A 22,925-nucleotide genomic window follows, 5' to 3' on the forward strand; every position below is an offset into this window, starting at 1 on the left:
CCCGAGCGAGCTGTCACCGGTACGAACGAATCGCCCAGGCGCGCATTTTCCGACAGTTCTGCGCTGAAAAACCGTCAGACCCCTGTTTTCCAGGGCTGATTCGTCACAGACATGTCGACATGTCACTACAGCGTGTTGCCGACATGTGACATTCTGCGGGAAGCGCGTTTGCCGTGGCCCCGGCTCCGGTATTCAGGTGAAGGCACCGCTCCCCAGACGGGGGCGATCGCCGCGACCGTCCCGCGACCCAAAGGGGGTGGCATGTCCGCAGACCAGGGCAGCTCGAAGGTGCTCACGCTCACCAAGAGCGAGGCTGAGCCCGCACTCGACGCCGTTACGGTCCTGGAGGCCGTACCCGCCGTACCGGCCCCGGCCCTCCCGACCACGGGAGCCATCGACACCCGCACCCTGTCCCGCTCCCTCTTCCTGCGGCTCGCCGCACTCGACGAGCACAGCCCCGAGCGTGGTTACGTCCGGGACACCCTCATCGAGCTGAACCTCCCGCTGGTCCGGTACGCCGCCGCGCGCTTCCGCTCCCGCAACGAGCCGATGGAGGACATCGTCCAGGTCGGCACCATCGGCCTGATCAAGGCGATCGACCGGTTCGACTGCGAACGCGGGGTGGAGTTCCCGACGTTCGCGATGCCGACCGTCGTGGGCGAGATCAAGCGCTTCTTCCGCGACACGTCGTGGTCGGTGCGCGTCCCGCGCCGCCTCCAGGAGCTGCGGCTGGCCCTCACGAAGGCCAGCGACGAGCTCTCCCAGAAGCTGGACCGGTCGCCGACCGTCCCCGAACTCGCCGCGGTACTGGGCGTGTCCGAGGAGGACGTCGTCGACGGCCTCGCGGTCGGCAACGCGTACACCGCGTCCTCGCTCGACTCCCCGGCCCCCGAGGACGACGGCGGCGAGGGCTCCCTGGCGGACCGCCTCGGCTACGAGGACACGGCCCTGGAAGGCGTGGAGTACCGCGAGTCGCTGAAGCCGCTGCTCGCCAAGCTGCCGCCCCGTGAGCGCCGGATCATCATGCTGCGCTTCTTCGCCAACATGACCCAGTCGCAGATCGGCGAGGAGGTCGGCATCTCCCAGATGCACGTCTCCCGGCTCCTCACGCGCACCCTGTCCACCCTGCGCGAGGGCCTCATCTCCGACTGAACCCGGCACCGAGGGTTCCTATTTGACGGAGCGTCAGCCACCATGGCGCGATGCTTCGTTCGACATGGACAACTGGCCGCCGAGGCGCCCTGCTGGGCGCGTCGGCGGCCGTCGTCTGCGCGACGCTGACCGCCTGCGGAAGCACCGGCGACGGCTATGTGGCGGTCGGCCCACCCCGCCCATCGGCCACGGCGGCCCGCCCGACCGGCAGCGTCACCCTGGTCCCACTGGACGGCGACGGCACCCCGAAGTCCCCCACGGCAAGCGGCACTTCAAGCCGCCCGGGGACGGCACCGGCGCCGACGTCCGCCCCGGGGGCCTCGTCGCCCCCGGGGTCCTCGTCACTCCCAGGACCCTCGTCACCCCCGGCCGCCACATCGGGCGACGGCAAGGCGACTTCACGCTCCTCAGCCCCAACTCCCGCCCCTACGACGGATTCCCGCGCGCCGGCTCCCCCCACCCCCGCCGCCCTCGCCTGGGCCGCCCCCACCCGCAAGGCCACGGACAAACGCTGGTGCGAGGACGTGACCCTGGCCTTCCACAACTCCGGCGGCACGGCGGTGCGTTCGGGCACGGTGACACTGGGGACGCACATCATCGGGTCCCTGGGAATCGACTGGGTGACGATCAGGACCACCGAGCAACTCCCCGCCCCCATCGCGGCGAACACACGCAAGAACGGCACCTGGACGGTGTGCGTGGACGCGTGGCGGGTGCCGCTGGGGATGCACATCGAGACACGGGACGTCTCGGTCACCTGGCAGTAGCGCGGTCGATAGGCTCCGCGCCATGGACGTTCAGGTGGAGGTCGCACGCGAGGCGACCGAGGAACTCGTGGGCGCCTTCGGCCGGTTGCTGCCGCAGTTGTCGTCGACGGCCGCGCATCTGGACCGGGCGGCGGTCGAACGGCTGGTGTCCTGCGCGACGAACACCGTGCTGATCGCACGGGCCGAGGGCGCGATCGTCGGCACGCTCACGCTGGTGATGTCTCCGGTGCCGTCCGGGCTGCGCGGGCGCGTCGAGGACGTCGTCGTCGACAGCGCCGCCCGGGGACGGGGCATCGCCGCCCTGCTCCTCGACGAAGCCCTGCGCACCGCCCGGGCCGCAGGCGCCCGGACCGTGGATCTCACCTCGCGCCCCGACCGCACCGCGGCGAACCGCCTGTACGAGCGCCTCGGTTTCCGGGTGCGCGAGTCGACGGTCTACCGGTTCCCGGTGGAGCCGACCCGGTAGACCACCGCACCCGGGCTGAACAGAGCGGCAGACCGCCCCGCCCGGGTAAAGCGTCCGGTGTTACATGAAGGCCAGGTAGGCCACCGCCGCCACGACGAGCACGGCGACGACGACGCCGACGATCAGGCCGACGCGGGGTCCGGCCGAGGCGGTGGGCGCGGCCTGCTGGCGGCTGCCCTGTGGAGTCTCGTCGACGAAGGCACGGAACATCTGGGTGCTGCCGGCGGGGTCGTAGTTGCCCTCGGGGCCCTGGGTGTTTGCCATGGGCCGAGACACTAGCGAATCCCGGGGTGACACCCAAGTGCGGGGCCTCGGACAGCCTTTGCCACCTGCGGGTTTACGTTCAGAAATGCTTGCCTTTGCCAACTTTTTATGCCACACCCACCCGTTTTATTTGCCTGTAGCAACCAACCTCTCTTACGCTCTTATGGTTGCCCTAAGCAACTGAACCTGGGAGGTGTGATGGCCGAGCGGACGCAGTACGAGGAGCTGATGCGTCAGTTCAGTGCCTTCGGCGCCGTACGCAGGGAGTTGGGGCGGATTATGCCGTCCGACTGTCCCGCCGGCTCCGCGGCCGTACTGACCCTGCTCGACCGGTACGGCGACATGCGCATGAGCAAGCTCGCGGAGCTGCTCTCCGTCGACATGTCCGTGACCAGCCGCCATGTCGCGCACGTCGTCGACCGGGGCTGGATCGAACGGTCCCCCGACCCCGCCGACAAGCGCTCCCGCATCCTGCGCCTCACCCCCGACGGCCGGACCCAGGTGGACGAACTGTCCCGGCGGACCGCCCAGCTGCTCGCCGACCGGCTGAACGACTGGAGCGACGAGGAGGTCGGCCAGCTGATCCAGCTGATGGCCCGGCTGCGGGCCAGCTTCGGCGACTGCCGTACCGCACAGCCCCCGCCGACCCGCCCTCCCGTCGTGGCCGACACCCCCCACTCCCCCCACCACGAACTCGAACGCACCACCCGTACACCCGCATAAGCACGGAAGAAAAGGAAGCCCATGGCAACGACCACACCAGCCGGTGTGCGGGCTCACGCCAAGCACGGAGGGGGATCCCCCGCGGCCCCCGACGGCGCGCCGATGACACACCGGCAGATCATGGAGGCGCTCTCCGGGCTGCTGCTCGGACTGTTCGCCGCGATCATCTCGTCGACGATCGTCACCAACGCCCTGCCGACCATCATCGGCAGTCTGGGCGGCGGCCAGGAGGCCTACACCTGGGTCGTCACCGCGGCCCTGCTCTCCATGACGGCCTCGGTGCCGCTGTGGGGCAAGATGGCCGACCTGGTCAGCAAGAAGGCCCTGGTCCAGATATCCCTGGTCATCTACATCATCGGCTCGGTCGTCGCCGGCCTCGCGCAGAACCCGGCGATGCTGATCGGCGCCCGTGTCATCCAGGGCCTCGGCGCGGGCGGTCTCTCCGCCCTCGTCCAGGTCGTGATGGCCGCGATGATCGCCCCCCGCGAGCGCGGCCGGTACTCCGGCTACACCGGCGCCACCTTCGCCGTCGCGACCGTCGGCGGTCCGCTGCTCGGCGGTGTGATCACCGACACCTCGTGGCTCGGCTGGCGCTACTGCCTCTTCGTCGGTATCCCCTTCGCGCTGATCGCGCTGGTCGTGCTGCAGAAGACGCTGAACCTCCCGGTCGCCAAGCGGAAGGTCAAGGTCGACTGGACCGGCGCCTTCTTCATCACCGCGGCGGCCTCGCTGCTGCTGGTCTGGGTGACCTTCGCCGACGACAAGTACGAGTGGCTGTCGTGGCAGACGTACGCGATGGTGGGCGGCACGCTCGTGCTGGCGCTGCTGTTCGTGTTCACCGAGACGCGGGCGAGCGAGCCGATCATCCCGCTGCGCCTGTTCCGCAACCGCACGGTGTCGCTGGCCTCCCTGGCCTCGCTGTTCGTCGGCGTGGGCATGTACTCGGGCACGGTCTTCTTCTCGCAGTACTTCCAGCTGGCCCGCGACAAGTCCCCGACGATGTCCGGGGTCATGACGATCCCGATGATCGGCGGGCTGTTCGTCGCGTCGATGGTCTCCGGCCGCTTCATCACCAAGACCGGCCGCTGGAAGGGCTGGCTGGTCGCCGGCGGTCTCTTCCTCACCGCGGGTCTCGGCCTGCTCGGTCTGATGCGGTACGACACCCCGTACTGGGAACTGTCCATCTACATGGCCATGCTGGGCATCGGCGTCGGCACGATGATGCAGAACCTGGTCCTCTCCACGCAGAACCAGGTGACCCCGAAGGACCTCGGCGCCGCCTCCTCCACGGTGAGCTTCTTCCGCTCGCTCGGTGGTGCGGTGGGTGTCGGCGTGCTCGGTTCGGTCATGTCCGGCCGGATCACGCACTACGCCAAGGACACCGTCGCCTCCCTGGACCCGCAGTCGCAGGCCGCCGCCGCCAAGGCCGTCGGCAGCACCGCGCTGCCCGACATGGACGCCCTGCCGAGCTCGGTCCGCACCTGGCTGGAGAGCGCCTACGGCCACGGCATCGCCGACGTCTTCCTCTACGCCGCTCCCTTCGCGCTGATCGCCTTCATCGTCGTGATGTTCATCAAGGAGGTCCCGCTGCGGACCTCCGGCGGTCTCGCCCAGGCGGCCGAGGAGGCCGTGGGCGTGCTGGACGCGGGCGAGTTCGCCGCGCCGGCCGAGGAGAAGGTCCCCAGCTGGGCCGCCAGCACCGAAGGAACCGAGCGACTCGCCACCGTGGCAACGGTGGTGGGGGAGGAGACCGCACCCGTGACCGCATCCGCCTCCGGTCCCCTGTCCGACACCGCCTCCGGCGGGATCCCCGTCCGGGGCCACATCCGCGGCGCCGAGAGCGCGCCCGTCCCGCAGGCCGCCGTCACCCTGATCTCCCTCGCGGGACGCCAGTTGGGCCGCTCGGTCACGCAGGCGGACGGCTCCTACGCGCTGGACGCGCCGAGCGTCGGCTCGTACGTCCTGATCGCCTCCGCCGACGGTTTCCAGCCGCAGGCGTCCACGGTCGTCGTCAACGGCCACGAGCCGGTCTCCTACGACGTGCTCCTGAGCGGCACCAGCGGCCTCAACGGACTCGTCCGGGCCGCCGAGACGGGCCTGCCCGTCAAGGACGCGATGGTCATCGTGACCGATGTGCGCGGTGACCTGCTCTCCACCGGAACCACCGGTGAGCAGGGCGAGTTCGTCTTCGCCGAGCTGGTGCCGGGTGCCGTGACCGTCGCGGTGAACGCCGACGGGTACCGGCCGCGCGCCCTGCCCGTCGAGGTCGGCGGCACCGGCGTCACCCGGGTCGAGATCGACCTCGACTCCGGCGCCCAGGTCCAGGGCGTCGTCCGCGCCCCGCACGGCCCCCTGGCCGACGCCCGCGTCACCCTCGTGGACGCGGCGGGCAACGTGGTCGGCACCGCCACCACCGGGACGGACGGCGCGTACGCCTTCACCGACCTGAGCGGCGGCGACTACACGGTGATCGCGACGGGCTACCCGCCGGTCGCGACCGCCCTCACGGTCAACGGCCGCGGGGCCGACGACCACGACATCGAACTCGCGCACCCCGGCGAGTAGATGACACCCCGGCCTGCGGAACTCGCCCCACGCAGGGGCGTGTTCCGCGGGCCGGTCTTATTTCCGCCGAATCTCGGCTGTACGGCAAGGAGTTAGAGGGACATGGGACTGACCGCGAAGATCCGTACCCGGGACGGATGGGCCGTGTCGCACGCGGTCGTGACGGTGACCGACATGACCGGGGCGCAGGTGCTGCGGGCCGAGGCCGACGTGGAAGGGGCCGTGCGGGACGTGAACCCGCTGGCGCCCGGGCCGTACACCGTGATCGTGACGGCCGTCGGGTACGCGCCCGCCGCCGCCACCGCGATCGTCACCGCGAGCGGGCGGGCCGAGGTCGGCACGGTGACGCTGGCCCGGCAGGGCGGTACGGAGCTGCCGCCGCCCGGGCCGTGGACCGTCGACCCCGCGCACTCCACGGTCGGCGCGGTCGCGCAGCACCTGGGGATCTCCAGCGTGCGGGGGCGGTTCACCGACTTCGCCGCCACCGTCGAGATCGCGCCGGACGACATCGCCAAGTCCCGCGTGGAGGCGGTCATCCGGGCCGCGTCCATCGACACCGGCAACGGCATGCGCGACGACCACCTGCGCTCGGCGGACTTCCTGGACGTGGCGCGCTTCCCGGAGATCACCTACCGCTCCACGGGTCTCGCCCCGGCCGGTTCCGACCGCTGGACGGTCTCCGGCGAGCTGACCCTTCACGGTGTCGTACGGCCGGTCGCCCTCGACCTCGCCTACCTCGGCACCGGGGCCGACCCGTGGGGCGGCACGCGCGCCGCGTTCCGGGCGACCACCGAGCTGCACCGGGAGGACTTCGCGATGAACTACAACCAGGTCGTCCAGGCGGGGATCGCGGCGATCGGTACGACGCTCAAGGTCGAGCTGGACGTCCAGGCGGTGCAGGGGGAGTCGTTGCCGCAGGCGTGACCGGACGGAGCAGGCGTCCCGGGGCCCGCTGCGCCTAGGCTGATCCGTATGGCACCGAACATCGCGAGCAACACCTCCGTGTCCCTGGACGAGCTGCTGGACTTCGTACGGCCCCGGCACCGGGCGATCCTGCTGACCCGGCGGGCGGACGGCAGCCCGCAGGGGTCGCCGCTGACCTGCGGGGTCGACGACTCCGGGCGGATCGTCGTCTCCACGTACCCCGAGCGGGCCAAGACCCGTAACGCGAAGCGTGATCCGCGGGTCAGCCTGATCGTCCTGAGCGACGAGTGGAACGGGCCGTGGGTCCAGATCGACGGCACCGCCGAGGTCATCGACTCACCCGACTCCGTGGAACCCCTCGTCGAGTACTTCCGGAACATCTCCGGGGAGCATCCGGACTGGGACGAGTACCGCGCGGCGATGCTGAAGCAGGGTAAGTCGATCGTGCGGGTCACTCCTGAGCGATGGGGGCCGGTGGCGACCGGCGGCTTTCCGGCGCGGCTCGCCGACAGCTGATCGTGCGGGCCGTCGGGGGCTGAGGTGGTGCTGGGGGCTCCGCCCCCAGACCCCAACGGGCTGGTTACTGCTGCGGCCCCGAATCGTGACCGCCGTCCCGCTTCACCATCGCCTCGATCCCCGCCACCAGCAGGTCCAGGGCGAAGGTGAAGTCGCGGTCCATCATCTCCGCGACCGTGTCGCCGCCCCGGGCCGCCATGAGCTGTCGGGACTCGGCGAGGACCTCGGCGGCGGTGGGGGCCTCGGTGACCGTGGTCATGGCGTGGCGGAAGTAGTCGTCGGGGGTCATGCCCGTGTCGGCGACGCGGGCGAAGAAGTGGCCCTCGATCGTGCCGTAGCCGTACACGAACTGGAAGACCGCCACGATCGCCCCGGTCAGCCCCTGGTCCGGCAGGCCGGTGCGGCGGACCACGCGCTGGACCACGCGGGAGAACGACAACGAGTTCGGGCCGATGTTCAGGAACGTCCCGGCCAGCGGCGACAGCCACGCGTGCCGTACGAGCAGGGCCCGGTACTCCGTTGCCAGCATGCGCAGTTGCTCGCGCCAGTCCTCATCCTCGGCCTCCGGTTCGGGCAGCCGCAGCTCCCCGAAGACGGCGTCGAGGGCGAGTTCGAGGAGGTCGTCCTTGCTGTCCACGTACCAGTAGACCGACATCGCCGTCACGTTCAGCTCGGCCGCCAGCCTCCGCATGGAGAACTTGGCCAGCCCTTCGGCATCCAGCAGTCTTACGGTGACCTCGGTGATCCGTGTGCGATCGAGCCCCGGTTGTCCTCCGCCCCGCCCGGTTCGAGGTGCCTTGCGGTTCAGCCAGACGCTGGTGCGCTCGGAACGCCCGGACGACGGGGTTGTCTTGGCCATGCCGCACCTTCCTCGATCTCTCCATCCCGGCCACTGTAGGCGCCCCCTCAGGGACACGGGGCTGTGACCTGTGCGGCTACCGCCGCGTGGGCGCGACCAGCCACCCGAGCTCCTAAGCGGCCACCAATTCCGAGTCTGCCCGCTCCGCCCGCCACAACAACGCCGCCGCAAGCAACCCCCCGGTCAACACTGCGCCGGCCCCGACCAGTTGACTCACCTCCAGCCCGGCGGAGAAGGAGTCGGTCACCCGCTGCCGTTCGGCCGCCGAGGTCGCCGCCGCCAACCCCACCGGCAGTGACACCGCCGCGAACCGGGAACTCAGCACCGCCCCCAACACCGCGACCCCCAACCCGTTCCCGAACTCCCCCAACGTGCCGTTGACCCCGGCCCCCACCCCCGCCTTCTCCGGAGGAATCGCACTCATGATCGCGTGAGCCATCGCCGGATTCGCCAACGCGGCCCCCGCCCCGATCAGCACCAGCCCCAACAGCGTCCCCGCGTAACCCCCCGCCGCGAGCACCGCGATCGACACCAGCCCCGCCGACATCAGCACCATGCCCAGCCCGATGGCGAGCGGAGCGCCGAGCCGCGCCGTCCACTTCGCCGCCAGCCCCGAGAAGTTGAGCGCGACGATCGCAAGGGCGAGCGGCGCCGTCCGCACACCCGCCTCCAACGGGCCGTAGCCCAGGACGAATTGGAGGTGCTGGGTGAGCAGGAACAGCGAGCCGGCCATGCCGAAAGTGATCAGCACCACGCCGGTGACCGCGCCCGTGAAACGGCGGTCGCGGAAGAAGTCGAGGTCGAGCATGGGGTACGGGACGCGGTTCTCCCAGTACGCGAAGGCACCGAGGACGACCACCGCCACCGCCGCCGTCAGCAGCACCCGGCCCGACGTCCAGCCGTGCGCAGGGCCGGAGATGATCGCGTAGACCAGCGCCGCCATGCCGACCGTGGAGAGCAGGGCGCCCAGGAGGTCGGGGCGGTCGCCGCGCGGGTTCTTGGACTCGGGGACCAGTACCACCGCCGCTGTCAGCGCCAGCGCCGCGACCGGCAGGTTGATCAGGAAGATCGCGCCCCACCAGAAGTGGTTCAGCATGAAGCCGCCGAGGAGCGGGCCGGTCGCGAAGCCGAGGGCGTTGACCGCGGCCCAGATGCCGATCGCGCGTGGCTGTTCCTCGGGGGCGAAGATCTGCATCACCACGGCGAGGGTGGTCGTGATGAGCAGCGCCCCGCCGACCCCCATCCCGGCCCGCGCGGCGATCAACTGCCCGGTGGACTGGGCGAGTCCGGCGATCAGCGAGCCCGCGCCGAACAGCACCAGCCCCGCGATCAGCATCTTCTTGCGGCCGTACCGGTCGGCCGCGCTGCCCGCCGTCAGGAGCAACCCCGACTGCACCAGCGAGTACGCGTTGATCATCCACTGGATGTCCGCGGTGCTCGCGTCGAGTTCGCGGGTGAGCGAGGGGATCGCCACGTTCAGCACGGTGTTGTCGAGCAGCACGGTGAGCTGGGCCAGACAGATGACCCCGAGGACGATCCAGCGCTGGGGGTGGCCCTGGAGGGCTTGGGGGCCTGGGGAGTTCGGCATGCTGTACACCGTAGAACAGTTCCTGTACGGCGTACAACGGAGATACGTCGGACGCGAAGAGGGGCGGTGACCGGGTGGTCACCGCCCCTCTCAGGTCGCTCCGGTCAGCTGGTCGTCTTCTGCGTCAGGTCGTAGAAGGTGGCCGAACCGACCGTCACCTTCTTGTAGTTCTTCTCGACCCACGAGGAGATCTGCGACGAGCTGCCCGTGCTGCTGCCGCCCATGCCGGTGCCGCCCGAGATGAAGTAGTGGATCCTGCCGTCCGCCACGTACTTCTTGAACTGGGCCAGCGTCGGCGACGGGTCGGTGCCGTTGAAGCCGCCGATCGCCATCACCGGGTCGCCGGTGGCGAGTTGGTAGCTCGCGGCGTTCTGGGAGCCGATGGACGCGGCGACCCAGGTGTACTTGCCCGCGTCCGTCTGGAGCAGCTTCTTGGCCGCCGAGGTGACCGTCGCGCCGTTGAGCAGACCGCCGACGCCACCGCCGCCCATGCCGCCGTCGCCGCCCGTCTGGCCGCCGAAGCCGCCGCCCTGCCGCTGGGTGCCGGTGCCGCCGCCGGGCATGGTGCCGGTGCCGCCACCCGTGCCGCCGCCGGGCATGGTGCCGCCGCCGGGGAAGCCGCCGCCCTGGTTCTGGGTCGTGCCGCCGCCCTGCCGGCCGGGCATCGTGCCCGTGCCGCCGGTGCGGTTGCCGCCGCCGAAGCCGCCGCGACCGCCGCCACCCGGACCGCCGCCCATCATGCTCGCGCCCGCCGGACCGGCCGTAGGAATCGAGCCGGTGTGGGCGGAGTCGACGGTGGAGAGCGTGTACGCCGTGGGGCCCGCCAGGCCCGCCACGATGCTCAAGCCGACTGCCGCGAGGGCGAGTTGGCGGCCGACCTTGGCCACGAAGATCAGGCCGAGCGCGCCGACGAGGGAGCCGATGAGGACCAGCCACTTCAGCCAGGGCAGGTAGTCGGGGGTGCGGTTGAGGAGGACGTAGCCCCACACGCCGGCCGCGACTCCCGCCGCGGCGAGGGTGATCGACGCCCAGATCTCGCCGCGCTTCTCCCAGAGGGAGCCCGCGCCGATGCCGATGACGGCCGCGATGTAGGGGGCCAGCGCGATCGTGTAGTACTGGTGGAAAATGCCGGCCATGTAGCTGAAGACGACCAGGGTCGTCACCAGCGAGCCGCCCCACACGAGCATCGAACTGCGCCTGACCGAGGTGCGGTTGAGCTTCCGCGTCGCCACCAGGCTCGCGACCAGGAGGATCAGCGCGGCGGGAAGCAGCCAGGAGATCTGGCTGCCGATCTCGTCGTTGAACATGCGGTTCCAGCCGGTGGCACCCCACATGCCGGTGCCCGTGCCGCCGCCGCCGCCGCCGACGCTGCCGGTCTCGTCGCCGCTGAGACGGCCGAACCCGTTGTAGCCGAAGGTCAGTTCAAGGAAGCTGTTGTTCTGCGAGCCGCCGATGTAGGGGCGCGAGGACGCCGGCCACAGCTCGACGAGCGCCACCCACCAGCCGGCCGCGACGACCAATGCGCCGGTGGCCAGGCCCAGTTGGGCGAACCTCTTCTTCACGCTCACCGGCGCGCAGACCGCGTAGACGATCGCGAGCGGCGGCAGGATCAGGAAGGCCTGGAGGGTCTTGGAGAGGAACGCGAAGCCGATCGCGACTCCGGCCCAGACCAGCCACTTCGTCCGGCCGTCCTCCAGGGCCCGGACGACGAGGTAGCAGGCGGTCGCCATGAGCAACGCCAGTGCCGCGTCAGGGTTGTTGAAGCGGAACATCAGCGCGGCGACCGGGGTGAGCGCCAGTACGGCGCCCGCGATCAGACCGGCCTGCGGGCTGTGCCGGCGGCGTACCGCCGCGTAGACGACCGCGACCGTGCCGACGCCCATGAGGACCTCGGGGACCAGGATCGCCCAGGAGTTGAGGCCGAAGACGCGGACCGAGATCTCCATCGGCCACAGGAACGCCGAGGGCTTGTCGACGGTGATCGCGTTGCCCGCGTCGAGCGAGCCGAACAGGAACGCCTTCCAGCTCTTGCTGCCGGCCTGAACCGCCGCCGAGTAGAAGGAGTTGGAGTACCCGGACGCGCTCAGGTCGAAGAGGTAGAGCAGGCCCGTGGCCAGCAGCATGCTCCAGAACGCGGGGCGCACCCAGCGCGGGTCCTCGGGCCGGCCGCGCCACAGTCGGCGGCCGAGCGGCTGCTTCGGCTCACCGGCCCCGGGGGCGACGGTGTGCGCGCCCGGTTCGGCGGCCGTGTCTCTGCCGGTGTCGCCGTCACCGGTGGTCGGCCCCCAGGACGAGGGGCTGCCTCCTCCCGGACGGGTCGTCTGATCGGTGTCGGTCGTCATCGGGAGTTCCTCGGATCGGTGTCGTGGGGACGCACCGGCTGCAACTGCATCGTCGCGTCCCTCCAGGTGCCGTCCGCGGCTTCACCGGCGCGGAACTGGGTGGTGGAGGCGGTGTCGTACGTCCCCTGCGGGGACTGGCGCTGCGGCAGGGGGGCGTAGGAACCGGGGTACTGCGGGTGCTGCGGGGACTGCGGTGCCGTCGCATACGTCGGCGAGGAAGGGGAGTCGAGAGCCGCGAGCGGCGGTTCCTCGGCGCTGTCGTCGCGGTCCGGGAACACCCAGGCGCGGAAGAGCAGGAAGCGCAGCACGGTCGCGGCGAGGTTGGCGGCCACCAGGACCGCGAGTTCGGTGGAGTGCGCCGGGTCGCTGCTGGCCGCGTTCAGGGCGGCGAGGGAGCCGCTGGTCAGCGCGAGGCCGATGGCGAAGACGACCAGGCCCTGCGCCTGGTGGCGGACGGCGCCGCCCCGGCCGCGGACCCCGAAGGTCAGCCGGCGGTTCGCGGCGGTGTTGGCGACCGCCGAGACCAGCAGGGCGAGCGCGTTGGCGACCTGGGAGCCGCCGAACTGCCGGAAGAGGCTGTAGAGGACCAGGTAGAAGAGGGTGGAGAGACCGCCGACCACGCAAAACCCGACGAGCTGGCGGGCCAGCCCCTTGGGCACGTCCTGGATGTCGCGGTCGCGGGGGTCGTCGCCGAAGGGACGCGTGACACGGTCGAGCGGCAGCGAACCGGACGCCAGGGCCTTGCCCACCCGCCACACTCCCTTCAGGTCCTCGGTCGCCGTCTTCACGATGTGGACGGTCGAGTTCGGGTCGTCGACCCAGTCGACCGGAACCTCGTGGATCCGGAGTCCGGCGCGCTCGGCGAGCACCAGCATCTCGGTGTCGAAGAACCAGCCGGTGTCCTCGACGAGCGGCAGCAGCGCCTGCGCCACATCACGCCGGATCGCCTTGAACCCGCACTGCGCGTCCGAGAAGCGGGCCTGCAGCGAGCCGCGCAGGATCAGGTTGTAGGTCCGGCTGATGAACTCGCGCTTGGCGCCCCGCACGACACGCGACGAGCGGGCCAGCCGGGAGCCGATCGCCAGGTCGGAGTGACCGGAGATCAGCGGAGCCACCAGGGGCAGCAGCGCGTTGAGGTCGGTCGAGAGGTCGACGTCCATGTAGGCGAGGATCGGGGCGTCCGAGGCGGACCAGACGGTGCGCAGTGCTCGACCGCGCCCCTTCTGCTCCAGCCGGAACGAGGTCACCTCGGGGATCTCCGACTCCAGCCGCGCCGCCACCTGGGGGGTGGTGTCGATCGACGCGTTGTCCGCGATAGTGATGCGGAACGCGTACGGGAACGTGCGCTTGAGGTGCTCGTGCAGTCTGAGCACACATGGCTGGAGGTCCTTCTCCTCGTTGTAGACGGGGATCACTACGTCCAGGACAGGCGTACCGGCGTCTCCGGCCGGGAGGTGCTCCCGCGCCGGCAGGGTGCCGGGAGAAGTGTCGGTTCGCATGGAACCGACTCTGCTCAAGCGCCCTGTTGCACCCATGTGGTGGCACTGTGCTGTGCCTGTGAGTGCGATTGCCAATTCGTTTCGGGGGCGGGCGCGGGCACGGCCGGTGCGAGCGCGGGCAGATGCACGGTGAACACCGTGCGTCCGGGAACACTGTCCACGGTGACGGCTCCGCCGTGTGCGGTCGCGACCGCCTGCACGATGGCGAGACCCAGACCGGTCGATCCCGTGGAGCGGGAGCGCGCCGAGTCGCCGCGCGCGAACCGCTCGAAGACATGCGGCAGCAGATCGGGCGGGATGCCCTGGCCGTTGTCCTCGACGTCCACGCACATCCACGGCCCGCGCCGCTGCACGCGGGCGGTGATCGTCGTACCGGGCGGGGTGTGCTTGCGGGCGTTGCCCAGCAGGTTGATCAGGACCTGCTGGACCCGGGCCGCGTCCGCCGACACGAGGGCCGGTTCGTCCGGCAGGTCGAGCCGCCAGCTGTGGTCCATCCCGGCCGCGCGCGAGTCGCTGATGGTGTCCACGACGAGCGGGATGAGGTCGGTCTGGTCGAACTGCAGCGGTCTGCCCGCGTCCAGCCGCGCGAGGAGCAGCAGGTCCTCCACGAGGAGGGTCATACGGCCCGCCTCGGACTCGATCCGGCCGAGCGCGTGCTTGGTGTCCGGGCCGGTCTGCTCCCGGCCGCGCCGGGTCAGCTCGGCGTAGCCGCGGATCGACGCGAGGGGTGTCCGCAGCTCGTGGCTGGCGTCGGCGACGAACTGCCGTACCCGCATCTCGCTCTGCTGGCGGGCGTGCAGGGCGCCGTGAACGTGGTCGAGCATGCGGTTGAGCGCGGCGCCGACCTGGCCGACCTCGGTGTGCGGATCGGTCTCGGACTCGGGGACGCGTTCGTTGAGGGTGACCTCGCCGGTGTGGAGCGGGAGTTCGGAGACCCGGGTGGCGGTGGCGGCAACCCGGCGCAGGGGGCGGGTGGCCACACCGACGAGGACGTAGCCGGCGATGGCGGCGGCGACTAGGCCGGCGCCGGTGACGCTGAGCTCGACGAGGATCAGGGTGTTGATGGTGTTGTCGACCTCGGAGGTCGGTACGGCGACGTAGTAGTTGCCGTTGTCCCCGCTCTTGTACTCGACGCGGAAGTCGCCCACACCCGGGATGTCCACGGTGTGCTGCTTGCCGTCCTGGGGGACGGAGCCGAGCGCGGCGAGCTGGGCGGTGCTGAGCGTCTTCGGGGTCATCTGCAGGTCGCTCGTCTGCTTCACACCGCGGCGGGCGTCGGTGATGGAGCCGTTCTCGACCTTCGCGATGATCGTGCCCTGGGGCTGCGGGCCCTTGGTGACGAAGTCCGACAGCGAGGTCGAGCGGGCCTGCGTGCCCGTCTGCGCCTTCCCGTCCGGCGCACCCAGGCCGCCCTTGGGCTGCTGGGCGCCGGGCGGGCCGAACGAACCGGACGCACGCGAGGCCGACTCGTTCAGCTGGCCGTCCAACTGGCCGTACAGATGCGACCGCAGCGCCAGCGTCGTCACGGTGCCGATCACCGCGCACACCACCGCGATCAGCGTCACGGACGCGACGACGAGCCGGGTCCGCAGGGTGCGCGGCTTGCCCGCTCGTTTCTTCTGCGCACGCGGCCGTCGTCGCCCGCTCATGACGCGGCGGGCTTGATCAGGTAACCGGCCCCACGCCGGGTGTGGATCATCGGCTCACGACCGGCGTCGATCTTGCGCCGCAGATACGAGATGTAGAGCTCGACCACATTGGCCTGCCCACCGAAGTCGTACGACCACACACGGTCGAGAATCTGCGCCTTGCTGAGGACACGGCGGGGATTACGCATCAGGAAGCGCAACAGCTCGAACTCGGTCGCCGTGAGGTGGATGCCCTCGCCGGCCCGCGACACCTCGTGGCTGTCCTCGTCGAGGGTGAGGTCGCCCACGACCAGCACGGAGTCCGAACGGCGGTCGGCCGCACCGGAGCGGCGGATCAGCCCGCGCAGCCGGGCCACGACCTCCTCGAGGCTGAAGGGCTTGGTGACGTAGTCGTCACCGCCGGCGGTGAGCCCGGCGATACGGTCCTCCACGGCGTCCTTCGCCGTCAGGAACAGCACGGGCACATCCGGCAGCTCGCGGCGGAGCCGACCGAGGACGGTGAGGCCGTCCATGTCGGGCAGCATCATGTCCAGCACGATGGCGTCGGGCCGGAACTCGCGCGCGGTCTGGATCGCGCCGGTCCCGTCACCCGCACTGCGGATCTGCCACCCCTCATAACGAAGGGCCATGGACAGCAGCTCGGTGATCGACAGCTCGTCGTCCACCACAAGCACTCGGACGGGGCTCCCGTCCGGCCTCAGCAGTTCGGTGCGCCCCTGGGGCGAGGTCGTGGTCATAGTGGACACCTTGTCGGGGCCCCCTAAGAACACGCTTTCCGGAGTCTGTGATTTTCCTGAGAAACGCACAGCCACCACTCAGGGAACGCCTTGGAACCGCTTGCCCGGCCCTCATCCAACGGTCACGGACCCGTGCACCCTCCCTCCACCGGCCTCCGTCTCCCCCGCATCTCCACCCTCTCCACGCATCACCCGTACCGGCCGGTCTCTCAGGTGCCCCTCACCGTCCGAACAGCCGCGCCGCGTTGTCGTGGCAGACCGCGCGCAACCAGTCGTCACCCAGGTCCAGCCGCTCCAGGGCGTGCAGTTGGTGCAGGTAGGGATAGGGGATGTTCGGGAAGTCGGTGCCCAGCAGGACCCGGTCGCCGAGCGCGGCGAGGCGGGGGAGTGCGCGGGGTGGGAAGGGCGCGAGCCGCTCACTGAAGTCCGTGAACGTCATCGTCGTGTCCAGCCGCACCTCGCCGTACCGCTCGGCCAGGTCCAGGAAGTCCTCGTACTCCGGCATCCCCATGTGCGCGAACACCAGCCGCAGCCGGGGGTGCCTGGCCAGCACCCGGGCGATCGGCTCGGGCCCGGTGTGCTTGCCGGGCGCGGGCCCCGAACCGCAGTGGATCACGACAGGCGTCCCGCTCTCGGCGAGCAACCCCCAGGCGGGGTCGAGCAGTTCGTCGGCCGGGTCGTACGCCCCCACCTGCACATGCGCCTTGAACACGCGTGCCCCGTCGTCGAGTGCCTGCCGTACATACCCCTCGACTCCCGGCTCCGGGAAGAGAGTCGAGGTGTGCAGACAGTCGGGCGTCCGCGCGGCGAAGTCCACCGCCCAGCCGTTCAGCCACTGGGCCATACCGGGCTTGTGCGGATAGAGCATGGCGGTGAAAGCGCGTACTCCGAACTCCCTTATCCGCGCGACCCGTTCGGCCTCGGCGTCCCGGTAGGTGATCGGCCACTCCAGGACTCCGCCGGTCGCCTCCCCCAGTGCGTCGAAGTACGCCCACACCTTCCGCAACACCTGCTCGGGCATGAAGTGCGTGTGCACGTCGATCAGCCCGGGCAGGCCCAACCGCCCCCAGAACCGGCTCACTTCGACGGCCTCGGTCATACCTGCGCTCCTGTTTCCGCTACGGCTTCGATGCGGGCGCCGGTTGCAGCTCCGGCTGCCGTGTCCGCTTCCGCTTCCGCGCCCCGCTCGAATCCCCGGCTGTACTCGACCTTGGCGATATGCAGCGAGTACCGCTCGTACCAGTGCTCCCGCCCATACTCCTTCGCCACCCGATGCTCCGCGTGCGCCCGCCACGCCTCGATCCCGGCGAGGTCCCGGAAGTAGGCGACGGTGATCCCCAGCCCACCCGGCACCCGGGCCGAGTCCTCCCCGAGAAACCCGGGAATCCCCTTCACCAACTCACCCATCCGGTCGGCCGTCTCCCCGTATCCGTTGTCGCCCTCGGTGCGGAGGGAGGTGAAGACGACGGCGTAGTACGGGGGTTGGTGGGCGGGGACGGGCGCGGGGGCGGGGATCGGCGGAGAACCGGGGGCGGCAACAGGTGCGGGTATGGGTGCGGGTACGGGTGCCGGGACAGGTGCAATGCCGTGATCGCTCATGTCATCCACGATCAGTCCCGACCCCGAGCGAAGTCCACCGGCTTACCGAAAGGGATCCACGGGGGATCCAAGTCTTGACCTTGGGGGGTGAGGTTGGGTGGGGCGCTGCGTTACGGCCACGCCGACTTCTGCGGACCCCACCCCGCGCTCCGCCCGCACCCCCCCTCGTCCAACCTCAACTCCCGCCCCCAACCGCACCCCCTGCTCCACCCACCCGCACCGCCCCACCCTCAGAACAACCCCTCCTGCACCCCCGGCACCCCCCGCCTGAACTCCCGCACCGGCACAGTGAATCCCCCCACGTCACCCCCGGAGGAACCCGCCGGGATCAGCTCCCACCCCGTCATCAGCCGACTGTCCAGCACGATCACCCCCCGCTCGGTGGCAAGGTGAAGATCCGGACCGGCGGCGGCCACCACCTCCCCGCTCACCACCCCGCCCGCGACGAGCCCGCTCACCTCGCCCACAGCGGAAGGCAGTCCCGCGAGGCCGAACACCTCGGCGTGGTCCACAGGGCAATACGGCTCGCGGCGCAGCGACTCCGGCCATTCGCGCAGCGCGACCGCGCGGACGTGCAGGTCGGCGATCTCGGCCGCCCGCTCCGCCGCCGACCCCGGCAACTCGGACCGTACGGCGCGCTTCTCGGCGTAGGGGATCCGGTCCGGTACCCGCAGTGCGGCGCGCAGGAGTTCCTCCGAGCGGCGGGCCGCCATCAGCGGGCCCAGGCCGAGCCAGCTGAAGCAGACGGCGCCCTGTTCAAGCAGCCGCGCGGAACCCCGCTCTTCGGCGGTGATGCCGACCTTGAGCAGGCCGGGGCCGAACCAGGCCAGATATACGTGGTACGGCCGCGGGTCGTCCGCGATGGTGTCGGCGGCCACCGAGTGCGCCCGGTCCAGCCGCGCGCACTCCTCGCACCGCGCCCCCGTACTCCGCTCCGGCACCGCCGCCCGCACCGGACAGGCGTGCCCCCGCGCCCCCACACATGTCCGCCCGCCCCCTTCCGCGACCGCGAAGGCCACCCGCTTCCCCCGGGGCAACGGGCTCCCGCGCCCGCCGTCCCACTTCAACTCGGGGCCATCAGCCGCCCACCGCAACCCCGAGCACTTCCATGTCTGTGCCATCCCTCACGAGATTAGAGGGCGCCACTGACAACGCCCTCAGCCTGCGGTTTCACCGACCGGGGCGGACTCCCGGGCCACGACCGCACGCCCCTCGGCCACCTGCCCGCGCCCACGGCCACGCCCCGCCAGCCGGCACCCCACACACCCGGCGTGCCCTGCCCGCGCCGACGGGTCCCGTACCCGCATCCCCCACTGCTCCCGGTCCCGCCGCCCCGGCGGTTTCCCCCAGCCGGTGAGGTGCAGCGCCCACGTCACCAGGACGCTCACCGCCACGATCCCCAGCCCCGCACCGATCAGCAGGGCCGACACCGCGCACACGCCGACCCCGGCGACGGCCGTCCCGACGGTCGCGATGCCGAATCCGGTCCAGCCCGCGACCGTATGCCCCTCGTCATACTGATGTGCGCTCATACGTCGACCTCCCTGACATCCCGACGGACCCGACGGACCCGACGGACCCCGAACGGACGGACCCCACAGACACCTCAGCCCCGTCCACAGGGACCCGCCCCACATTTACCTCACGACCTAAGAAGTTTAGAGCATAAACCTCTCACGAGCTAAGGCAATATCGATGCAAGCCAAGCCCCGCCCCGCCGCCACCCCGGCCCAGGCGCTGGACGCGATGGACTCCCTCATCGCCGACGCCCAGGTCGGCCAACACGAAATGGCCGAGCGGCTGGGCCTGAACATCACCGATCTGCTCTGCTTCGGCTGCGTCCTGAAGGCCGGCGAGAACCTCCTCACCGCGGGCGACCTCGCCGAACACGCCCACGTCACGACGGGCGCGGTGACCGGCATCCTCAACCGCCTCGAGCGCGCCGGTTTCATCACCCGCGTCCCCGACCCGGCCGACCGCCGCCGCGTCCGCGTGGCCTCGGTACCGGCCGCGGTGGCCCGTCTGACCGCCCTCTACGGCCCCTACTACGACCGCCTCAACGCCCTCTTCGCCGACTACTCCCCCGCCGAGATCGCCGTACTGTCCGACTGGTTCACCCGCGCGTCGGCGCTGACCCACGACTACATCGAGGAACTCCGCGCCAGGGACAAGGAGTTGTGAGCGAGCCCTTCTCATCCACATGGGGGGTAAACCCGACCCCGTTGGTACAGCCCGCTCCACCAACGGTTCGGGAGACCGCTTCATCGTGCGCGGAACCGTACGACGGCATCGTTGACCTCAGCCGGTCAAGAGGGTCGGCCCAGGCCGAACGGCCGCCGTACGGAGGGACATTCCATGAAGTCGCTGCTCTCGCCGAAGCCGGGAATGGCGACCACGGCGACCACGGGGACGCCCGAGGAGAACTTCAAGGAGACGGCCGCGCCTGGTGCGTTGGCGTCGTTCGTCAGGTTCGTGGTGTGCGGCGGCGGTGTCGGGGTCCTCTCCAGCGCGGCGGTACCCCTGCTGGCCGAGCTGATGCCATGGGTGGCGGCGAACGCCCTCATCACCATCGCCTCGACCGTCCTCTGCACCGAACTGCACGCCCTGTTCACCTTCGGCACCGGCCGCCGTCCCGGCCGGCGCGAGCACTGGCAGTCGGCGGGCTCCGCGGCGGCGGCCTACGCGGCCACGTCCGCCGCGATCCTCGTCCTCCACACGGTCCAGCCCTCCCCGGGCATGCTCACCGAACAGACCGTCTACCTCACCGCCTCAGCCCTCGCCGGCATCGGCCGCTTCCTGGTCCTCCGCGTGTTCGTCTTCACCGGCAAGGCCACACCCACCGCGCCGATCAAGCTCCCGGCACTCCCGACCCCCGCTTCCCCCGCGTTCAGCCCGGCGGCGTAAGGCCCCGGGCGACCAAGTACCGGATCCAGCGGGCAGTGTGCGCTCGGCGGTGATCGGCCAGGCAGCCGCACAGCGCAGCCCGCCCCCGCCGTCGCCGCGTTCCGACCCCGAGTCAGCCCGCGCAGGATCGCCAAAATGCCGCCGGTGTCCGATCGGACCCGCTGAAGGACGCGGGACGGGACGTGGCGGGAAGTAGGAGAAAGGGGTGGAAATCGGCCGTCATCGGCGCAGGCCGCGCCGTTGACTGACGGGGCTTCGTCGGGTCCGGGCGTGGAGGACTGGCCCGTCGGGGTCTGGGGCCTGGTCTGCCGTGGCCGTGGGGACGTGGTCGGTGACGAACCATGGATATCGGCTCGTCGTGCGCCATCGAACCCGGCCCGTCATGACCAGGGAACCCGGCCCGCCGTGGCCGTGGAAGCCCGGCCCGCCGTGACTAGCCCGCCCTGCGGTACGCCTCGTCCATGTCCGAGAAGGCCATCTGCCCGTCGTCGAGCAGCAGGGTCTCGTCCTCCCCGAAGTCCGGGGCCTGGAAGGGGTTCGTCGCCGGAGGGGGCGATCCCGCGTTGGCATGGCGGGACGCCCCTTCCGGGGCGGAGAACAACGAGGTCAGGTCGATGAGAGGGTCTCCCGTTCGTTACAGGCCGCTGGGGCCTGGTGTGCCGTGACCGGGCACGGCGGTCCTACAGCTTGCTCATCTTGGCGTACGGACTCAGGATGCGCTCCTGGACCGAGCCGAAGTCGACGAGCACCGCGATTCCGTCCTCGATGCCGATGACCCGGCCGAGGCCGTACATGTCGTGTGTGACCTGGTCGCCCACGGCGAACTGCTTGGGTGCCGCCGCGGCCGGGGCCTTGAAGGGACTGGTGGGCAAATAGCGCTTCGGTGCAGCTGGCTTTGTCATTGACTCCAGTATGGGCCTAGACACGCCACTCGCTGAGGCCGTCCACATCGCTTGTTCATCACAGATCGGGCACTCGGGAACCACAACGCCGCCCCGGACGTACCCCTCACGCCCCTGACCTGGCCCTTCCCGCACCCGCCCCGGAACCACCCGAAAACCGCCGCCCGCCTTCGAAACAACGGACGCCGGGGCACGAGCAGGACGCGACCAGAGCGCGGCCGGGACACACACGAGAGGCCCCGGATCGCTCCGGGGCCTCTCGTCGATGTGCACTCGGCAGGATTCGAACCTGCAACCTTCTGATCCGTAGTCAGATGCTCTATCCGTTAAGCTACGAGTGCTTGTTTTCTCTTGTTTTTCTGTCTCGCTCCCGGCCCTTCCGGCCCGCTCGCGGCGACAGGAAGAACATTACATGACTGCCGCCGCCATGTGAAATCCGTTAGCCATACCCGTTGTGAGCTGCGAAAACGGCCTCAGAGCGGCTTCAGGACGACCCCCGCTACGACCGAAGCCCCGGTCGCGTGGACCGGGGCTTCGAGTGTGGTGCGGAGGCGGAGGGATTTGAACCCTCGATGGGATTTGCGTCCCAAACCGCATTAGCAGTGCGGCGCCATAGACCGGACTAGGCGACGCCTCCAGCATCAACCACCCGCGCGAGCGCGAGTGGTGCGTGCAGATGATGACACAGACGAGCGCGCTGTCACCAATCGCCTCCTACGGTACTAGGCAGGCGGCCCGCAGGGCAAAGCCGTTGATGCCGGCGGCCGGGTCCGCAACATCCGGGGCCGGCGGGCGTTAGTCAGGTCATGTTGCAGGTCAAGCGTCTCCTCGTGATCGCCGCCGCGTCCGCCGCCACCGTCGGCTCGCTGGCCGCGCCGTCCGCCGCCGCCCGCGCCCAGACCGCCCCCGCCGCGCCCCGCACCCTCGCGCCACCACCTGTCCGTGACGAGGACGGCTCCGGCGGCGACCACCTCACGGTCACCGTCCGGAACACGGGCACCGCGGCCGACGGCACGCACGACCTGTACTGCCACCCCGGCGGCGGCACCCACCCGGACGTGACCGGCGCCTGCGAGGCCGTCGGCCGCAACACCCAGTGGGGAAAGGACCCCTTCGCCCCGGTCCCCCCGGACAGCATGTGCACGATGATCTACGGCGGCCCCGCCACCGCCCATGTCACCGGCACCTGGGCCGGCCGCCCGGTCGACACGACGTACGACCGCGGCAACGGCTGCGAGATCTCCCGCTGGAACGCGATGGTCCCGCTGCTGCCCGCTCTCGGCACCGGCCGCTGAGGACGCCGGAGCCACCCGCTGAAGAGGGTGCGGATCGGCGGCCGGTCAATGATCGGTCACACGTTCTACGTCACTTCACCGTGCGACCTCCCTCTCATCTCACTCCGCGAGCAGGACGACTGCCCTTAGACTCCCTCGCGTGACACGTCGCGGGCAGGTTGGCAAGATGGCCTC

At 70.5% G+C, this 22,925-nt stretch carries 23 protein-coding genes and 2 tRNA genes; 10 read left to right on the top strand and 15 right to left on the bottom strand.

Annotated elements, in window-relative coordinates:
* Positions 1 to 261: 261 nt before the first annotated feature.
* Genes OHT77_RS22375 through OHT77_RS22385 form a run of 3 tightly spaced genes read left to right on the top strand, consistent with a single transcriptional unit; the run spans position 262 to position 2,385 of the window.
* Positions 262 to 1,152, top strand: coding sequence for an RNA polymerase sigma factor SigF (locus tag OHT77_RS22375; RefSeq protein ID WP_328830294.1), 891 nt, complete (start codon positions 262 to 264; stop codon positions 1,150 to 1,152).
* A 50-nt stretch (positions 1,153 to 1,202) separates the two neighbouring features.
* On the top strand, positions 1,203 to 1,919 hold the full coding sequence (locus OHT77_RS22380) for a hypothetical protein (RefSeq protein ID WP_328830295.1): 717 nt from the start codon (positions 1,203 to 1,205) through the stop codon (positions 1,917 to 1,919).
* A gap of 22 nt (positions 1,920 to 1,941) precedes the next feature.
* On the top strand, positions 1,942 to 2,385 hold the full coding sequence (locus OHT77_RS22385; protein ID WP_328830296.1) for a GNAT family N-acetyltransferase: 444 nt from the start codon (positions 1,942 to 1,944) through the stop codon (positions 2,383 to 2,385).
* Between the two features lie 60 nt (positions 2,386 to 2,445).
* Here OHT77_RS22385 and OHT77_RS22390 read toward each other — a convergent pair whose 3' ends face one another.
* Positions 2,446 to 2,649 (bottom strand): hypothetical protein, encoded by a 204-nt coding sequence (locus tag OHT77_RS22390; protein WP_266770592.1) that lies wholly within the window; start codon positions 2,647 to 2,649, stop codon positions 2,446 to 2,448.
* Between the two features lie 198 nt (positions 2,650 to 2,847).
* Here OHT77_RS22390 and OHT77_RS22395 point away from each other — a divergent pair, with 198 nt between their 5' ends.
* From OHT77_RS22395 to OHT77_RS22410, 4 genes are all read left to right on the top strand, one after another.
* Positions 2,848 to 3,372 (top strand): MarR family winged helix-turn-helix transcriptional regulator, encoded by a 525-nt coding sequence (locus tag OHT77_RS22395; protein ID WP_328830297.1) that lies wholly within the window; start codon positions 2,848 to 2,850, stop codon positions 3,370 to 3,372.
* A gap of 21 nt (positions 3,373 to 3,393) precedes the next feature.
* Positions 3,394 to 5,937: an MFS transporter gene (locus tag OHT77_RS22400; protein WP_328830298.1), complete on the top strand. Its 2,544-nt coding sequence runs from the start codon at positions 3,394 to 3,396 to the stop codon at positions 5,935 to 5,937.
* Positions 5,938 to 6,039: 102 nt separating this feature from the next.
* Entirely contained in the window at positions 6,040 to 6,861 is an 822-nt protein-coding gene (locus tag OHT77_RS22405; protein ID WP_328830299.1) for a YceI family protein, read from the top strand.
* Between the two features lie 48 nt (positions 6,862 to 6,909).
* Entirely contained in the window at positions 6,910 to 7,377 is a 468-nt protein-coding gene (locus OHT77_RS22410) for a PPOX class F420-dependent oxidoreductase (protein ID WP_328830300.1), read from the top strand.
* 64 nt (positions 7,378 to 7,441) lie between these two features.
* Here the strand turns inward: OHT77_RS22410 and OHT77_RS22415 are convergent, their stop codons facing one another.
* The 10 genes from OHT77_RS22415 to OHT77_RS22460 all read right to left on the bottom strand — a co-directional run bounded on the left by OHT77_RS22415 (position 7,442) and on the right by OHT77_RS22460 (position 19,182).
* Positions 7,442 to 8,236, bottom strand: a complete 795-nt coding sequence (locus OHT77_RS22415) for a TetR/AcrR family transcriptional regulator (RefSeq protein ID WP_328830301.1) — start codon at positions 8,234 to 8,236, stop codon at positions 7,442 to 7,444.
* A 112-nt stretch (positions 8,237 to 8,348) separates the two neighbouring features.
* Positions 8,349 to 9,824, bottom strand: a complete 1,476-nt coding sequence (locus OHT77_RS22420) for an MFS transporter (RefSeq protein WP_328830302.1) — start codon at positions 9,822 to 9,824, stop codon at positions 8,349 to 8,351.
* 104 nt (positions 9,825 to 9,928) lie between these two features.
* Positions 9,929 to 12,166 carry an ArnT family glycosyltransferase gene (locus OHT77_RS22425; protein WP_328830303.1) on the bottom strand — a complete coding sequence of 746 codons (2,238 nt, stop codon included), beginning with the start codon at positions 12,164 to 12,166 and terminating at the stop codon, positions 9,929 to 9,931.
* Positions 12,163 to 13,665, bottom strand: a complete 1,503-nt coding sequence (locus OHT77_RS22430) for a bifunctional glycosyltransferase family 2/GtrA family protein (RefSeq protein ID WP_328830304.1) — start codon at positions 13,663 to 13,665, stop codon at positions 12,163 to 12,165. Before OHT77_RS22430 ends, OHT77_RS22425 begins: the two co-directional genes overlap by 4 nt.
* A gap of 14 nt (positions 13,666 to 13,679) precedes the next feature.
* Complete coding sequence (locus OHT77_RS22435; protein WP_328830305.1) at positions 13,680 to 15,314, bottom strand: HAMP domain-containing sensor histidine kinase; 1,635 nt, start codon at positions 15,312 to 15,314, stop codon at positions 13,680 to 13,682.
* Positions 15,311 to 16,051, bottom strand: coding sequence for a response regulator transcription factor (locus tag OHT77_RS22440; RefSeq protein ID WP_328830306.1), 741 nt, complete (start codon positions 16,049 to 16,051; stop codon positions 15,311 to 15,313). The genes OHT77_RS22435 and OHT77_RS22440 overlap by 4 nt, the downstream gene beginning before the upstream one ends.
* 220 nt (positions 16,052 to 16,271) lie before the next feature.
* Positions 16,272 to 17,150, bottom strand: coding sequence for an amidohydrolase family protein (locus OHT77_RS22445; RefSeq protein WP_328830307.1), 879 nt, complete (start codon positions 17,148 to 17,150; stop codon positions 16,272 to 16,274).
* Entirely contained in the window at positions 17,147 to 17,650 is a 504-nt protein-coding gene (locus OHT77_RS22450; protein ID WP_328830308.1) for an antibiotic biosynthesis monooxygenase family protein, read from the bottom strand. The genes OHT77_RS22445 and OHT77_RS22450 overlap by 4 nt, the downstream gene beginning before the upstream one ends.
* 230 nt (positions 17,651 to 17,880) lie before the next feature.
* The gene (locus tag OHT77_RS22455) at positions 17,881 to 18,771 is read right to left on the bottom strand and encodes a DUF2797 domain-containing protein (protein ID WP_328830309.1); all 891 of its coding nucleotides are present in this window, start codon (positions 18,769 to 18,771) and stop codon (positions 17,881 to 17,883) included.
* Positions 18,772 to 18,807: 36 nt separating this feature from the next.
* Positions 18,808 to 19,182 carry an HGxxPAAW family protein gene (locus OHT77_RS22460; RefSeq protein ID WP_328830310.1) on the bottom strand — a complete coding sequence of 125 codons (375 nt, stop codon included), beginning with the start codon at positions 19,180 to 19,182 and terminating at the stop codon, positions 18,808 to 18,810.
* A 163-nt stretch (positions 19,183 to 19,345) separates the two neighbouring features.
* Here OHT77_RS22460 and OHT77_RS22465 point away from each other — a divergent pair, with 163 nt between their 5' ends.
* The gene (locus OHT77_RS22465) at positions 19,346 to 19,831 is read left to right on the top strand and encodes a MarR family winged helix-turn-helix transcriptional regulator (RefSeq protein WP_328830311.1); all 486 of its coding nucleotides are present in this window, start codon (positions 19,346 to 19,348) and stop codon (positions 19,829 to 19,831) included.
* A 204-nt stretch (positions 19,832 to 20,035) separates the two neighbouring features.
* Entirely contained in the window at positions 20,036 to 20,554 is a 519-nt protein-coding gene (locus tag OHT77_RS22470; protein WP_328834303.1) for a hypothetical protein, read from the top strand.
* Between the two features lie 433 nt (positions 20,555 to 20,987).
* Here the strand turns inward: OHT77_RS22470 and OHT77_RS22475 are convergent, their stop codons facing one another.
* The 4 genes from OHT77_RS22475 to OHT77_RS22490 form a co-directional block, all read right to left on the bottom strand.
* Positions 20,988 to 21,155: a hypothetical protein gene (locus OHT77_RS22475; protein ID WP_328830312.1), complete on the bottom strand. Its 168-nt coding sequence runs from the start codon at positions 21,153 to 21,155 to the stop codon at positions 20,988 to 20,990.
* 79 nt (positions 21,156 to 21,234) lie between these two features.
* Positions 21,235 to 21,456 carry a hypothetical protein gene (locus OHT77_RS22480; RefSeq protein WP_026150079.1) on the bottom strand — a complete coding sequence of 74 codons (222 nt, stop codon included), beginning with the start codon at positions 21,454 to 21,456 and terminating at the stop codon, positions 21,235 to 21,237.
* A gap of 268 nt (positions 21,457 to 21,724) precedes the next feature.
* Positions 21,725 to 21,797 (bottom strand) — tRNA-Arg (locus OHT77_RS22485).
* 205 nt (positions 21,798 to 22,002) lie between these two features.
* Positions 22,003 to 22,093, bottom strand: a tRNA-Ser gene (locus OHT77_RS22490).
* Between the two features lie 169 nt (positions 22,094 to 22,262).
* Between OHT77_RS22490 and OHT77_RS22495 the strand changes: the two genes are divergently transcribed.
* A complete protein-coding gene (locus OHT77_RS22495; protein WP_328830313.1) occupies positions 22,263 to 22,751 on the top strand; it encodes an SSI family serine proteinase inhibitor in 489 nt (162 codons plus the stop codon).
* Positions 22,752 to 22,925: the final 174 nt, after the last annotated feature.

Source organism: Streptomyces sp. NBC_00252 (assembly GCF_036187565.1).
Classification (GTDB): Bacteria; Actinomycetota; Actinomycetes; order Streptomycetales; family Streptomycetaceae; genus Streptomyces.